The following is a 14,496-nucleotide window of genomic DNA, read 5'->3' as shown; positions in this document are numbered from 1 at the left end:
CGCGCCCGGCGTGCGCCGGTGGCTCAGGCCTGGCGCAGCCAGGTCTGCTCGCCCAGACCGGAGATCTCCAGCACCCGACGGACCTGCCGCGACGGCAGCACCGTGAGCGTGCCGGGGAACTGCTGGGCGAGCCGGACCAGCGCGTGGATGGCTGCCGAGTCGAAGAAGGTGACAGCGCTCAGGTCCAGCGTGATCTGCTCGGCGGGCTCGCGCAGCGCCGTCTGGAGCATGGTGTCGGCGGTCGCCATGTCGACCTCGCCGGCCACCACCACGTGGAGGTGATCACCGTCGATCTCCGCGCTGGCGGAGAAGACGGGTGGTGCTCCCCCTTGATCCACGCAGACACCATGGCACAGCCGACCTGGCGGGGCAACAACCGGTCCGCCGTGGCCGTGGCGCGGGTCACCAGCGGCCCCGGCGATAGGCTTGCGCCATGACCGTCCGTCCGCCGCTGACACCCGGCGCGCTCTCCCCGATGCGACAGGTGCCGTCCCACATCGCCAGGCCGGAGTACGTGGGCAAGAAGCGCCCGCAGGAGTGGCGCGGCTCCCACGTGCAGACGCCGGAGACCATCGAGAAGATGCGGATCGCCAGCCGGCTGGCCGCCCAGGCGACCCAGCTCGCCGGTGAGCACTGCAAGCCCGGCGTCACCACCGACGAGATCGACAAGGTGGTGCACGAGTTCCTCTGCGACCACGGCGCCTACCCGTCGACGCTCGGCTACAAGGGCTTCCCCAAGTCCTGCTGCACCAGCCTCAACGAGGTCATCTGCCACGGCATCCCGGACTCGACTGTCATCCAGGACGGCGACATCATCAACGTTGACGTCACCGCGTACATCGGTGGGGTGCACGGCGACACCGACGCCACCTTCTGCGTCGGCGAGGTCAGCGAGGAGGCCCGGCTGCTGGTCGAGCGGACCCACGAGGCCATGATGCGCGGCATCCGCGCCGTCGCCCCGGGCCGCCAGATCAACGTCGTGGGCCGGGTCATCGAGTCGTACGCCAAGCGGTTCGGCTACGGCGTGGTCCGCGACTTCACCGGCCACGGCATCGGGGAGTCCTTCCACAGCGGGCTGTACGTGCCGCACTACGACAGCCCCCGCCCCACCGACATCATGGAACCGGGGATGACCTTCACCATCGAGCCGATGATCACCCTCGGCACCTACCAGTACGACATGTGGGACGACGGGTGGACAGTCGTCACCAAGGACCGGAAGTGGACGGCCCAGTTCGAACACACGATCGTGGTGACCGACGACGGCCACGAGATCCTGACCCTTCCGTGAGCGCGAGGAACGCAGCGAAGCGGAGTCCCGCAGTCGCGATCGAAGGGGAAGCGCCGTGACCGACACACCCGCCGCGCTGCGCGAGGCGCACCACGCCGACGTCTCCGGCGGCTGGCTGCGCCCGGCCGTCTTCGGCGCGATGGACGGCCTCGTCACCAACATCGCCCTGATCGCCGGCGTCGGCGGCGGCGGGGTGTCGCCGCGCAGCATCGTCCTGACCGGCACCGCAGGCCTGGTGGCCGGGGCGATCTCGATGGGTCTCGGCGAGTACACGAGCGTCCGCTCCGCCAACGAGCAGGTCGCCGCCGAGGTCGCCAAGGAACGGCGCGAGCTGGAACGGCACCCCGAGGCGGAGGCCCGCGAACTGGCCGACGCGTGGGTGGCCCGTGGCCTTCCCCGCGACCTGGCCACCCAGGTCGCCGAGGCGGTGCGCCGCGACCCGGAGGAAGCCCTGCGGGTGCACGTACGCGAGGAACTGGGCGTCGACCCCGACGACCAGCCCAGCCCCTGGGCCGCGGCGATCTCGTCGTTCGTGTTCTTCTCGGTCGGGGCGCTGGTGCCGCTGCTGACGTACCTGTTCGGTGCCACCGACCTGTGGCTGGCGCTCGCCGTCGGCGGGCTCGGCCTGTTCGCCGCCGGGGCTGTCGTCGCCCGCTTCACCCGCCGGCCCTGGTGGACAAGCGGCCTGCGTCAGCTGCTGCTCGGCGCCGCCGCGGCCGCAGCCACCTACCTGATCGGCTCGCTGATCGGCGTCCAGGGCGGACTGTGACACCTGTCAGCCGCTGAGCAGTTCGTCGACAGAGCCGTCCACCGGCCGGCCACGGGCCGTCAACTCGTCGGCCTGCCGGGCCAGCACCGCACCCACCTCGGTCATGTCCGCGCCGGCCAGCCCGGTACGGCGTACCGCGTCACCGGGGTCACGGAAGTAGGTGCGGGTCAGCAGGCCCGTCACCGTCGCCGCGGCCAACCGTGCCTCGCCGAGCATCAGCAACGCCTGATCGGTCTCGTACCACTCGGCCAGCCGGGCGGCCCGGGCGTGCGCCGCTGAGCCCCGGTACCAGGCCTGCCGCGCCGCCGTGCTGAACTCCGCCGGCCGCGCCCGGGCCAGCCGCCCGAGATGCTCGTCGCGCAACGTCCGCAGCCAGCCCGTCGGGTCGTGCAACGCCTGCGTGGTGACGTACCGATCCGCGGTCAGCGGCCACAGCGGGGACAGCACCCGGGCCTGCGCCAGATAATCCTCGGCGGCGGCCACTGTCAGGTCGACGAGCACACCGTCCACCCGACGGGTCGCCACCGGCGGACCGGTGCCCGGCCGGTAGGTGACCACAAGCATCCCCACCTCGCGGTCCCCACCGCCGTCGTCGTCGCCGTGCGCCAGCGGACCGTGCACCGCGACCGCGAGCACCTCGGCGGAGAAACGCCTCCCGATGGCCTCGGCGACCCGCCCGGCCACCGTCCACCGTCGATCGTCGAGCCCTCGGTCGACACCGGCCTGCTCGCTGCTCGCGCTCACGGGGCTGCCCTTGTTCGCGGCTGCGGGGCTCGCAACCCCGGCTCACTCCTCGCGCTCACGGGGCCGCCTTTGTTCGCGGCTGCGGGGCTCGCAACCCCGGCTCACTCCTCGCGCTCACGGCTCGCCTCCGCCTCGCTACCGACTGTCAGCCTAGCCAGCCGGCGGTGGGTCGGACAGCTCGCCGCGCCCGGTGGGCACCAGCCGGAAGATGCGGATCTCCCGGCCGCCGGCCCGCTGCACGTACGTGCGGTACGCCGGCCACTCGGTGACCAGCAGTTGCCACAGCCGGTCCCGTTCGGCGCCGGTGGCCAGCTCGGCCCGCACCGGGATCCGCCGGCCCTTCACCGCCACCTCGGCCGACGGCTCGGCGAGCAGGTTCAACGCCCAGCCGGGCTGGTGGGTCTGCCCCCAGTTCGAGCCGATCACCACGTACGCGTCGCCGTCGGGCACGTAGAGCAGGGGATTGCTGCGCGGTTCGCCGGAGCGACGCCCCACAGTGGTGATCAGCAGGGACGGCAACAGGCCGAGCGCGACGACCCGGCCCCGGGTCAGCCGGCCGACCACCCGGTCGGCGGGGACGAGCAGGCGGGCGGCGGCGCCGAACCAGCGGTAGTGACCGACGCGGCGGGTGAGGTTTCCCAGCACTGACACGCCGACCAGTCTGCCGGCTGTCGCTCCCCGGCGGCACCCCCGCGCCGTCCCGGATGGTCCGCCGCGCGGTCGGCTCAGTCCAGTCGCCGCTCGATCGGCAGCCGGGCGCGGGTGAACAGGCCCGCGCCGAGCATCGCCACCAGGGGCACCAGCACCAGGACACCGAGCACCGGCCACGGCACCAGGTACGGGTACGGCACGGGCGCCGGCCAGGCCGTGGCGTACTGGCGGTTCACCGAGAACAGCACTATCGCGGCGGTGCCCAGGCCGGCCACGATGCCGAGCACCGAGCCGAGGCCGGAGATGACCCCGGCCTGGCAGATCGCCAGCACACGGCGGACCGCAGGTGCCGCGCCGACCGCCGCCAGGGTGGTCAACTCGGCGCGGCCCTCGGCGGCGGCGAGCGCGGTGGCGATCCCGGCCGCCCCCACCGTGATCAGCCCGGCCGCCGCCGCGAGCAGCAGGAGCAGCGGCGAGATGTCCCCCGGGGCGCCACCGCTCTCCACTATGAGCGATACCGCCCCGAAGGGACGCAGGGCGGCGGCGAACCGCTCCTGCCGCTCCCCGCTCGGCGGTGACGAGGTGCCGACCACCCAACCGGCCGGTGCCGGCTTCAGGTCGAGCTCGCGCAGCGCGACGGCGGAGAGCAGCAGGCGGGACTGGCCGACCGCCGCGGGCAGCGCGTACCCGGGCAGGTCGGCGGCTGCCGTCGTCGGCTGCTCCGATCCGGCGTTCCCTCGCCTGACCTGCACTGTCACCAGGCCGTTGTGCAGGTAACGTCCGTCGGTCACCACCACGCCGCCGGCGCGCAGCACCGCCGTCGCCGCGGCGGTCGCCGCCGGATCGGCGTTGGTGAGCTGTGGCAGCGCCGTCCCGTCATCGACAATCGGTTCGACGTAGGCGCCGTAGTAGTCCACCGCGCGCCGCTGGCAGCGTGGGTCGGTCCGGGCCTGGCGACGCTGCGTGGCGGAGAGGTCGTCCCCGGGCCGCCACGGGCAGGCCCGTTCGGCCGGGAGCGCCGGCGCGACGTCGCAGTAGCCGCCGTCGGGCGGCACGCAGACCGCGGCGGACAGCCCGACTACCGCGTCGGTGCCCAACTGCTCCCGCGCCGCGTCGGTGACCTGGGCCAGCGTGGGTCGCCGGGCCGAGTCGTTCGGGCTGACCAGCACGTGCCCGGGCGGCAGCATCGGCTGGTAGGCGTGCCGGTCGCGGACGCCGTCGCTGGCCAGGTAGCCGCCGAGCGCGACGCTGCTCGCCACGGCCGCCATCACGGCGCAGATGGCCGGGGCGGCGGCGGCGCGGTTGCGGCTGGCGTCGCGCAACGCGATGCGGGGCGCCAGCGGCAGCACCCGGCCGAGCCGCGCGAGCACGCCGATCAGGGTGGGCGTGCAGCACACCAGGCCCAGCTCACCGAGGATGAGGCCGGTGAGGATCACCGCAGGCGAGGTCCGGGCGGCACCGAACGCCGCGAGCGCCGCCCCGCCGGCCACAAGCGACAACCCGAGCGCCAGCCATCGGCTCCGGGAGGCCGGCGGCGTACGGCGCCCGGCCAGACCCGCGCTGACGTCCTGCCGGGCGACGGTCCACGCAGGCGCCAGCGCGGCGAGCACGCCGGTCAGCACCGCGACCCCGCCGAGCACCACCAGGGCAGCCGGCCAGCAGCGGTACCCGCCGAAGCGGGCGCCGAAGACGTACTGCTCCACAAGCGGACGGCAGGCGAACGCCGCGGCGACGCCGAGGACCAGGCCGACGGCGGCGCCCAGCACACCCAGCACCACGCCGTCGGCGAGTACGACCCGGCGCAGTTGGGCGGCGTCCCCGCCGGCCACCGCGACCAGCGCCAGGTCCCGGCGTCGGCGGCGGACGCCCACCGCGAACGCCGGACCCACCAGCAGGACGACCTCCAGCAGGCCGAGGCCGGCGATCAGTACGCCGGTGCTCAGGTCGCTGGTGTCGGTCGAGCCGATCGACAGGGCCCAGCCGCGGCCCGGCTCGGGCGTGGAGCCCGTCCGATGGCGTGGCGTGACGAGCACGCCCCGCTCGTTGAGCCGGGCGACGAGCGCGGCGTCGACGCCGCCGGGCACGATCGCCAGCCATCTGCTGTCCAGCTCCGGAACGGTCCGTGGCACGGCTCCCGGGTGCAGCGCCACCACCGGCCCGAGGTCGTCGGGGAACTCCACCACCCCCACGACCGTGTACGTCCCGTTTCCGTCGGCCATCGTCAGCGAACGGCCGAGGCGCAGGTCCAGGCGGCGCAGCGCGGCGGGACTCACCGCCACCTCGCCTGGCTGCTGCGGCGCGCGGCCGGCCTGGAACCGGGCCGTCCCCCGGGCCAGCGGGTCGGTGAGGTCCAGCACCCGCCCGGTCACGTTCTCGTCGCGGTCCGGCCCGCGCACGCTCATCGGGACGCGGGCGCGTACCTCGGCGACCCGGCTGCCCGGCGGCAGCAGCGCGGCGACCTGACCGGCGGTGACCGGGCCGGCGGGTAGGTGCTCGCCCTCCCGCGTGTACCAGCTGCCGCCCCACTCGTCCTGCTCGACGGGGGTCTGGGAGATCCAGCGCAGCTCCGCGTCGGCAACGCCGAGTCCCCTGTCGACCCGCTCCTGCGGGGTCAGCTGGGCCATGTCGTAACTCGCCGCCAGGAAGGCCAGCACCAGCACCGGCAGGGCGATCATCGCGAGCACCAGTGCGGTACGACGGCGGGAGCGGCGCGCCTCCCGTCTGGCGATCCGTAGCGCGGCCCGCCAGGAGCCGGTCAGCTCGGCGAACCTCCGCCGGCCGGCCCGGACCGGCCGGGTGGTCGGCCGGGACGCCGGTACGTCGCCGCGGCCCGCGGCCCCTGGCGTACGGCCGATGGTCACCGCTCGCTGCCGGACAGCAACTGCTCGACGCTGCCCAGCGGTGCGGTGGTGTCGACGAGCACCCCGTCGCGCAGGAACACCACCCGGTCGGCCCATCCGGCGTGCCGCGCCTCGTGGGTGACGAGCACCCCTGCGGCGCCCGCGTCGATGCGGCGGCGCAGCAGGTGCAGCACGGCCTCGCCGGTCTGCGAGTCCAACGCGCCGGTCGGCTCGTCGGCGAGCACCAGTCGCCGTTCGCCGACGAGCGCGCGGGCGATGGCCACCCGCTGCTGCTGGCCGCCGGAGAGCTGGTCGGGGAAGCGGTCGCCGAGCGCCGGCAGGCCCACCTCGGTGAGCGCGGCCATGGCCAGCGAGCGGGCCCGCCGACCGCTGGTGCCGTCGAGTTCCAGTGGGAGGGCCACGTTCTCCACGGCGCTCAGGCTGCCCAGCAGGTTGAGCTGCTGGAAGATGTAGCCGATCCGGCGGCGGCGCAGCTGGGCCAGCCCGCGCCGGTCCAGTGTCCCCAGCGGCTGTCCCTCGATGAACACCTCGCCGTCGGTCGGGCGGTCCAGGCCGCCGGCGAGGGCCAGCAGTGTGGACTTGCCGGAGCCGGACGGGCCCATCACGGCGACCAGCTCACCGGGTCGGACGACGAGGCTGACGCCACGCAGGGCGTGCACGGCGGCCGGACCGGCCCCGTGGGTGCGTTGGACGGCGCGCAGCTCGAGCACCGCGTCGTCCGGTCCGCTCACCGTCGCGCCTCCTCGTCGGCCCACCGCGCCGCGTCGGGTGTGTCACCCGGTCCCGGTGCGGACGGCGGGGGAACGGCGGGTCGGTGGCGTACCAGGCTCGTCTCGCAGTGGTCCAGCCAGCGGACCTCGGCCTCGGCCTGGAACACCATCGAGTCCAGGACCAACCGCCACGGCAGGTCCTCCGGTCGGTCGCTGCCGTACTTCAACCTGGTCAACTCCTGCAACGCCCGCATCGTCGCGCTGCGCTGCGCCTGCACCACCGAACGGACGTCCACCCCGGGGGTGGTGAGCGCGAGCGCCAGCTTGATGGCCAGCTCGTCGCGGGGGCGGTCGGTACGGCTGATCGGGGTGGCGAACCACAGCGCGAGGTCGGCCCGGCCGGCGTCGGTGATCTCGTACGGGCGTTGCCCGGCCTCGCTCTCCGGCAGCGGGCGCACCAGACCGTCCCGTTCCAGCCGGGACAGCGTGGTGTAGACCTGCCCGATGTTCAGCGGCCAGGTCGAGCCGGTCGACTCCTCGAACGCGGCGCGCAGCTGGTAGCCGTACATCTGGCCGCGTTCGAGAAGGGCGAGCAGCCCGTGACGGATGGACATGGCAACGGAGTATGCATACCTGGTATGCGCGCCGCAACCGGAGCCGACCCGTTCAGGTCGGGCGGCCGGGAAATGCGACAGTCGGCGGGATCACCCCGGCGGTCTTCCGCCACCGGGTGGCCCGTACGGCGTACTCGACCAGGGCGGCCAGCGCCTGGTCCCGGTCGGCGCCCGTGGTGGACGCGAGCGCGGCCCGCCAGTGTGCCGCCGTGCGTTCCTCCACCTCGACGGCGAGCCGCAGCGCGCTCGCCCGGTCGGTGACCGGGAACGGCAGCGCGTACCCGGCCCGGTCCGGTGGGACGGTGCCGCCGCTGGTGCTGAGCTGCACGACCAGGGCGTCGCGTCGGCGCCGGTGCGCGGACTCCGCCTGGCGCGCGGCGTCCCGGGCCGCGCCGGTGAGGCGTACCCCGATCCGGCCGTAGGCGTAGATGGCCGCGTACTCGGCGGACAGGGCGCCGGCGAGGGCCTCCGCGGCGGACGGCTGCTTCACTTCAGTGCCTCCTGGTGGGTGGCCCGGGCGGCGGCGATGGAACCGAGCAGCGCCGCCCGCTCGGCGGGCGCTGCGGCGCAGGCGTCGGTGGCGGTCCGTTGGCCGGCCTTCTCCAGGTCGCGCAGGGCGGCCAGCGCACCGGCCGGGTCGGCCGCCGGGGTGGTGCTCGGCGCGGCGGCGGGTGCCGAGGGCAGCGCGACGCCGACGACCTTTGCCAGTTCGGTGGCGTGCGCGGTGTGCGCCTCGGCGATCGGGCCGAGCCGGTCGGCCAGCTCCGGGTGCGCGGTCGCGCTCGCCCGGTACGCCGCGGCGAGGCCGAGGGACTCGTCCACCATGGGCCGCAGCGGATCCGGCGGCGGCGCCGGCTGGTCGTCACGGTCGAAAAGATCACAGCCGGTCAGCGGCGTCACCGCGCCGCCGAGCGCGAGCAGCGCCCCGGCACGCAGGAGCTTTCGCCGGGAATGTCCGGATGATTGGTTGCGCGGTGTCGTTCTGCCGATCCCCACCGGGCAAGTCAACACCATCCGGGCCGTCGCGGGGGCCACCGGCGTCGGTGCGCCGCCCGGCCCGCCGGCCCGCCGGCGCGTTACGCTCTGCGCAGCCACCGGCGCGTCCGCTCCGGTGGTGTGCCGGCATGCCGGGACGACGTCCCGGTCGACCAGGGAAAGGGTGCGGAGATGACGCAGCGTGGCCGTGCCACCAGGTCGACGGGTCGACCCCGCGACGGCGCGGGTCCCCGGGGGCCGCGCGAGGGTGGTCCCCGCGGCGGTGATCTCGCGGCACGTCGTGCCCGACTGCGGACCGTGATCGAGCCGGTCGTCAACGGCGTCGGCTACGACCTGGAGGACCTGACGGTCTCCCGGGCCGGCCGCCGGCACGTGGTGCGGGTGATCGTGGACCGCGACGGCGGGATCGACCTGGACGCCGTCGCCGACGTCTCCCGCGCGGTCTCGACCGCGCTCGACGCGGCCGAGGAGGCCGACGGCGACATCGTCGCCGGCGAGTACCAGCTGGAGGTCAGCTCGCCCGGCGTGGATCGGCCGCTCACCCTGCCCCGGCACTGGCGGCGCAACGTCGGCCGGCTGGTCAAGGTCACCGCCCGGGCGGCGGCGTCGTTGCCCCCGCAGCGCGGCGAGCAGCCCGCCGGCGACCGGCAGCTGACCGGCCGGGTGGTCGGCGCCGACGACGAGGGCGTGCAGCTGGAGACCGACGACGGCCGAACCTCCTGGGCGTACGCCCAGCTGGGTCCGGGCCGGGTCCAGGTCGAGTTCACCCGCCTCGCCGAACTGGGCGAGCCGGACGAGCTCGACGACGCGGACGACACCGACGAGTTCGACGATTCAGACGACATCGACGACGAAGATGATGTGGAGGACGAGGAGAGGTGAACATCGACCTCGCGGCGCTGCGCGCACTCGAGCGCGAGCGGGAGATCCCGTTCGACACGATTCTCGCGGCGATCGAGACCGCACTGCTGACCGCCTACCGGCACACCGACGGCGCCGAGCCGCACGCCCGGGTGGAGATCGACCGCAAGTCGGGCGCCGCCCTGGTGTACGCGCAGGAGATGGACGCCGACGGCAGCCTGGTGCGTGAGTGGGACGACACCCCCCACGACTTCGGCCGGATCGCCGCCATGACCGCCAAGCAGGTGATCCTCCAGCGACTGCGGGAGGCCACCGACGAGGTGCACTTCGGCGAGTACGTCGGCCGTGAGGGCGACCTGGTCACAGGTGTGGTGCAGGCGCACGAGACACGGACCGAGAAGGGCATCGTCAGCGTCGACCTGGGCAAGCTGGAGGGCGTGCTGCCGCAGTCCGAGCAGGTGCCCGGCGAGCGGTACGCCCACGGCGAGCGGGTCCGCTGTGTCGTGGTGCACGTGGCCAAGGGCATGCGCGGTCCGCAGATCACCCTGTCCCGGTCGCACCCGGCGCTGGTCAAGAAGTTGTTCGCGCTGGAGGTGCCGGAGATCGCCGACGGCACTGTGGAGATCGGTGCGATCGCCCGTGAGGCAGGTCACCGTACGAAGATCGCCGTCCGTTCCACCACGCCCGGTGTGAACGCCAAGGGCGCCTGCATCGGCCCGATGGGCCAGCGGGTGCGGGCCGTGATGAGCGAGCTGCACGGCGAGAAGATCGACATCATCGACTGGTCGGACGACCCGGCCACCTTCGTCGGCAACGCGTTGTCGCCGGCCAAGGCGCTGCGGGTCGAGGTGGTGGACCTGGCCGGTCGGGCCGCCCGGGTGACGGTTCCGGACTTCCAGCTCTCCCTCGCCATCGGGCGGGAGGGGCAGAACGCCCGACTCGCCGCCCGGTTGACCGGTTGGCGGATCGATATCCGGTCCGACGCGGAGCAGACCGCACCCGCCGCGCGCGGGGCGGCTGATCACGTGCCGGAGCCGGGCGGCGCGATCTCGGGCAGCTAGGGGTAGACTTCCTCCAGTGGTACGACGCGCGCAGCCGGAGCGCACCTGTGTGGGCTGCCGGAAGCGTGCGCCGGCCAGCGAATTGCTGCGGATCGTCGCGATCGGGGACGAGGCTGGTTACAGCCTCCGGCCTGATCCGCGCCGCAGGCTGCCGGGTCGGGGGGCGAACATGCACCCGGATCCGGCCTGCTTCGCGCTGGCTGTGCGGCGCCGCGCCTTCGGGCGTGCGTTGCGCATCACCGAGGTCCTCGACCACGGTGTGCTGGCGGAGCACGTCGATGCGCCAACCACTACGTCCGGTCAGCCCGACCGGGCGAGGGTCGCTAGCAGGGTAGGACGACCGACATGAGCACACGATGAAGTCCCTGAAATGACCAGGCTTCAAGTGCACGAGTGAGGTCGCTGCGGGTGCTGCCCGCACGACCTCGGAGTGAGGAGTGCAGTGGCAGGCAAGGCCCGCGTACACGAGCTTGCAAAAGAGCTCGGGGTCGAGAGTAAGACCGTTCTCGCCAAGTTGAAGGAAATGGGCGAGTTCGTGAAGTCCGCGTCCAGCACCGTCGAGGCGCCCGTCGCCCGTCGGCTGCGTAACGCATTCGTCGCGTCCGCCGGTGGTCCGGCGCCCGCGGCCCCGTCGGCGCCCGCTTCGGCGCCGGCCACGAGCCCGAGTCCGACCCCGACGCCGTCCCCGACCCCGGGCGCGCCACGGGTCTCGGCCAAGCCGATGCCGCCTCGGCGGCCGGCCGCGCCGGCTCCCGGCCCGAAGCCGAAGGGTCCGGTGCCCGGTGCGCCGCAGCCCGCGGCGCCGGTCGCCAAGCCGGCGAGTGCCCACGACATCGAGGTGGCGGCCGCGGAGGCGCGTGCCGCCGCGCTGAAGGCTGAGCAGGAGGCCGCGGTCAAGGCCGCGCAGGCCGCCCGCCAGCAGCAGCGGGACAACCCCGTTCGCCGGGAGCCCCCGACGGACGGCAACCGCCCCGGCCCCCGACCGGGTCCGGCCGCGATGCCTCCCCGTCCCGGTTCGCCGGCAGCTCGTCCGAGCACACCGGCTCCCGGTCCGGGTGCCCGGCCGGGCGGTCGTCCGCCGGCGCGCGGCGCCGGTAACAACCCGTTCGGTATCCAGGGTGGCCAGCAGCAGCGGCCCCCGGCCGCCGGCGCGGGTGGCCCTCGGCCGAACAGCCCGGCGGGTATGCCGCCGCGGCCCAGCCCGAACTCCATGCCGCCGCGGCCCAGCCCGGCGTCCATGCCGAGTCAGCGTCCGGCCGCCGGTCGCCCCGGCCCCGGTGGCGCTGGTCGTCCCGGTGGCGGCGCTGGTCGTCCCGGTGGCGGTGGCGGCGGCTTCCGTGGCGGTCCCGGCGGTGGCGCCGGTGGCGGCGGCGGTTACCGCGGCGGCCCCGGTGGCGGCGGTGGTGCCGGCGGTGGCGGTGGCTACCGTGGCGGTCCCGGCGGCGGTGGCGGTGCTCCCGGCGGCGGTTTCCGTCCGGGTGCCCCGTCCGGCGGTGGCGGTCGTCCGGGTGCCGGTGGTCGTGGCCGTGGCGGCGGCGCCGCGGGTGCCTTCGGGCGTCCGGGTGGCCGGCCGACGCGCGGTCGCAAGTCCAAGAAGCAGCGCAGACAGGAGTTCGACAACCTGTCGGCTCCGACCATGAGCTCGGGTGCTCCCCGGGGTCAGGGTCAGGTCGTCCGGCTGTCCCGTGGCGCCTCCCTGTCGGACTTCGCCGACAAGATCAACGCCAACCCGGGTTCGCTGGTCCAGGAGATGTTCAACCTGGGCGAGATGGTCACCGCGACCCAGTCCTGTTCTGACGACACCCTGCAGCTGCTGGGTGAGCACCTGGGCTTCGACATCCAGATCGTCAGCCCGGAGGACGAGGACCGCGAGCTGCTCGCGCAGTTCAACATCGACCTCGACGCGGAGGTGGCCGAGGAGCGTCTGGTCAGCCGTGCGCCCGTCGTGACCGTCATGGGTCACGTCGACCACGGTAAGACCAAGCTGCTCGACGCGATCCGTAAGGCGAACGTCGTGGCCGGTGAGGCGGGTGGCATCACCCAGCACATCGGTGCGTACCAGGTGCACGTTCCGCACGAGGGTGTGGACCGCGCGGTGACCTTCATCGACACCCCGGGTCACGAGGCGTTCACCGCCATGCGTGCCCGTGGTGCCCAGGTGACGGACATCGTGATCCTGGTGGTCGCGGCCGACGACGGCGTGATGCCGCAGACCATCGAGGCGTTGAACCACGCCAAGGCGGCCGACGTGCCGATCGTGGTCGCGGTCAACAAGGTCGACAAGCCGGAGGCCAACCCGGACAAGGTCCGCCAGCAGCTGACCGAGTACGGCCTGGTCGCCGAGGAGTACGGCGGCGAGACCATGTTCGTCAACGTGGCCGCGAAGCCGGGCATCGGCATCGAGGAGCTCCTCGAGGCTGTCCTGCTGACCGCCGACGCGTCGCTGGAGCTGACCGCTCCGATCGACGGGCCGGCGCAGGGTGTGGCCATCGAGGCGCACCTGGACAAGGGCCGCGGTGCGGTGGCGACGGTGCTGGTGCAGAAGGGCACCCTGCGGGCGGGCGACTCGATCGTCGCCGGTGGGGCGCACGGCCGGGTCCGGGCGATGCTCGACGAGAACGGCAACCAGGTCTCCGAGGCCGGGCCGGCGCGTCCGGTCATGGTCCTGGGTCTGACCGCGCCTCCCGGCGCGGGCGACACGTTCCTCGCCGCGGCGGACGACCGGACGGTGCGGCAGATCGCCGAGCAGCGCCAGGCGCGGCGGCGGGCGGCGGCATTCGCCAACTCCCGTGGTCGGGCCACCCTCGAGACGCTCATGGAGCAGCTCAAGGAGGGCGAGAAGACGTCGCTCAACCTCATCCTCAAGGGCGATGTCTCCGGTTCGGTGGAGGCCCTGGAGGACGCGCTGTTCAACCTCGACATTCCCGAGGAGGTCCAGCTCAAGGTCCTCGACCGGGGCGTCGGCGCGATCACCGAGAGCAACGTCATGCTCGCGAGCGCCTCGTCCGAGCCGGTCACGATCATCGGCTTCAACGTGCGGGCCTCGAACAAGGTCCGTGAGATGGCCGACCGCGAGGGCGTGGAGATCCGGTACTACACCGTCATCTACCAGGCCATCGAGGAGATCGAGGCGGCGCTCAAGGGCCTGCTCAAGCCGGAGTACGAGGAGGTCGAGCTGGGCACCGCGGAGATCCGCGACGTCTTCCGCTCGTCCAAGATCGGCAACATCTCCGGTTGTATCGTCCGGTCGGGCATCATCCGACGCAACGCGAAGGCACGCCTGCTTCGGGACGGGACGGTCGTGGCGGACAACCTCACGATCACCTCGCTCAAGCGGTTCAAGGACGACGCCACCGAGGTCCGCGAGGGCTTCGAGTGTGGTCTGACCCTGGGTGGTTACAACAACGTCCAGGTTGGCGACGTCATCGAGACCTTCGAGATGCGGGAGAAGGCTCGCGCCTGATCCGGCAGTGACACGCTGATCAAGGGGTTTACGCCGGACGGCGTAAACCCCTTGATCATGCGGGGTCGGGTGGCGGTATCGTCCGGGGCGATGTTCACCGGAAACGCGGTCTTCGACCTGCTGCTGCCGGGCGACTCCCGGTCGCTCAAAGCCAAGAGATCATATGTACGGCCGATAGTGGCGGCGTTGCGCCGTTTCGAGGTGTCGGCCGCCGAGGTGGGTGCGCTCGACCTGCATGGTCGAGCGGAGATAGCGGTGGCCGTGGTGGCCGCCGAGGCGGCGCACGTCCGCGAGGTGCTCGACTCGTGTGAGCGCCTGGTGGCGGCTCGCCCGGAGGTCGAGTTGCTGTCGGTGCGACGCCGGTTGTACGGCGCGGACGACGACTGACCAGGGTGCGGCCGGGCCGGGCGACCGGCTCCGGCCGCGAAGGTAGTGTTCGAGTTGTTGGCCGGTCGGCCGGCGTCCTGCGGGTCGC

General features: G+C 73.5%; 15 protein-coding genes. 7 read left to right on the top strand and 8 right to left on the bottom strand.

From position 1 onward, the window contains the following. Positions 1 to 23: 23 nt before the first annotated feature. Positions 24 to 338, bottom strand: a complete 315-nt coding sequence (locus tag AB0N27_RS10875; RefSeq protein ID WP_364366691.1) for an STAS domain-containing protein — start codon at positions 336 to 338, stop codon at positions 24 to 26. A 95-nt stretch (positions 339 to 433) separates the two neighbouring features. On the opposite strand from AB0N27_RS10875, the gene map reads away from it, so the two are divergent. Together map and AB0N27_RS10865 are read left to right on the top strand one after the other, a co-directional pair. Continuing rightward, positions 434 to 1,291 (top strand): type I methionyl aminopeptidase, encoded by an 858-nt coding sequence (gene map / locus AB0N27_RS10870; protein WP_364366688.1) that lies wholly within the window; start codon positions 434 to 436, stop codon positions 1,289 to 1,291. 55 nt (positions 1,292 to 1,346) lie between these two features. After that, on the top strand, positions 1,347 to 2,060 hold the full coding sequence (locus tag AB0N27_RS10865; RefSeq protein WP_364366685.1) for a VIT1/CCC1 transporter family protein: 714 nt from the start codon (positions 1,347 to 1,349) through the stop codon (positions 2,058 to 2,060). A gap of 6 nt (positions 2,061 to 2,066) precedes the next feature. On the opposite strand, the gene AB0N27_RS10860 is transcribed toward AB0N27_RS10865, so the two are convergent. The 7 genes from AB0N27_RS10860 to AB0N27_RS10830 form a co-directional block, all read right to left on the bottom strand. Next, on the bottom strand, positions 2,067 to 2,804 hold the full coding sequence (locus tag AB0N27_RS10860; RefSeq protein ID WP_364366682.1) for a nucleotidyltransferase domain-containing protein: 738 nt from the start codon (positions 2,802 to 2,804) through the stop codon (positions 2,067 to 2,069). 150 nt (positions 2,805 to 2,954) lie between these two features. Then, positions 2,955 to 3,455 (bottom strand): nitroreductase family deazaflavin-dependent oxidoreductase, encoded by a 501-nt coding sequence (locus tag AB0N27_RS10855; RefSeq protein ID WP_364366679.1) that lies wholly within the window; start codon positions 3,453 to 3,455, stop codon positions 2,955 to 2,957. A gap of 74 nt (positions 3,456 to 3,529) precedes the next feature. Next, a complete protein-coding gene (locus AB0N27_RS10850) occupies positions 3,530 to 6,316 on the bottom strand; it encodes an FtsX-like permease family protein (protein WP_364366676.1) in 2,787 nt (928 codons plus the stop codon). Beyond that, positions 6,313 to 7,047, bottom strand: a complete 735-nt coding sequence (locus AB0N27_RS10845; protein ID WP_364366673.1) for an ABC transporter ATP-binding protein — start codon at positions 7,045 to 7,047, stop codon at positions 6,313 to 6,315. Before AB0N27_RS10845 ends, AB0N27_RS10850 begins: the two co-directional genes overlap by 4 nt. Then, a complete protein-coding gene (locus AB0N27_RS10840) occupies positions 7,044 to 7,640 on the bottom strand; it encodes a PadR family transcriptional regulator (protein ID WP_364366670.1) in 597 nt (198 codons plus the stop codon). Before AB0N27_RS10840 ends, AB0N27_RS10845 begins: the two co-directional genes overlap by 4 nt. 52 nt (positions 7,641 to 7,692) lie before the next feature. Beyond that, on the bottom strand, positions 7,693 to 8,130 hold the full coding sequence (locus tag AB0N27_RS10835) for a ferritin-like domain-containing protein (RefSeq protein ID WP_364366667.1): 438 nt from the start codon (positions 8,128 to 8,130) through the stop codon (positions 7,693 to 7,695). Then, complete coding sequence (locus tag AB0N27_RS10830) at positions 8,127 to 8,654, bottom strand: hypothetical protein (RefSeq protein WP_364370618.1); 528 nt, start codon at positions 8,652 to 8,654, stop codon at positions 8,127 to 8,129. Before AB0N27_RS10830 ends, AB0N27_RS10835 begins: the two co-directional genes overlap by 4 nt. A gap of 153 nt (positions 8,655 to 8,807) precedes the next feature. Here AB0N27_RS10830 and rimP point away from each other — a divergent pair, with 153 nt between their 5' ends. From rimP to AB0N27_RS10805, 5 genes are all read left to right on the top strand, one after another. Then, positions 8,808 to 9,518, top strand: a complete 711-nt coding sequence (gene rimP, locus AB0N27_RS10825) for a ribosome maturation factor RimP (protein ID WP_364366664.1) — start codon at positions 8,808 to 8,810, stop codon at positions 9,516 to 9,518. Then, complete coding sequence (gene nusA, locus AB0N27_RS10820) at positions 9,515 to 10,558, top strand: transcription termination factor NusA (protein WP_357984930.1); 1,044 nt, start codon at positions 9,515 to 9,517, stop codon at positions 10,556 to 10,558. Before rimP ends, nusA begins: the two co-directional genes overlap by 4 nt. Before the next feature lie 16 nt (positions 10,559 to 10,574). Next, a complete protein-coding gene (locus AB0N27_RS10815; protein ID WP_357984933.1) occupies positions 10,575 to 10,907 on the top strand; it encodes a YlxR family protein in 333 nt (110 codons plus the stop codon). A 93-nt stretch (positions 10,908 to 11,000) separates the two neighbouring features. Further along, on the top strand, positions 11,001 to 14,021 hold the full coding sequence (infB, locus tag AB0N27_RS10810) for a translation initiation factor IF-2 (protein ID WP_364366659.1): 3,021 nt from the start codon (positions 11,001 to 11,003) through the stop codon (positions 14,019 to 14,021). A gap of 90 nt (positions 14,022 to 14,111) precedes the next feature. Next, entirely contained in the window at positions 14,112 to 14,408 is a 297-nt protein-coding gene (locus tag AB0N27_RS10805) for a DUF503 domain-containing protein (protein WP_139586911.1), read from the top strand. Positions 14,409 to 14,496 lie beyond the last annotated feature (88 nt).

This window comes from Micromonospora sp. NPDC093244, from assembly GCF_040683695.1.
Classification (GTDB): Bacteria; Actinomycetota; Actinomycetes; order Mycobacteriales; family Micromonosporaceae; genus Micromonospora.
This window is presented reverse-complemented; position numbering and strand designations above follow the sequence as displayed.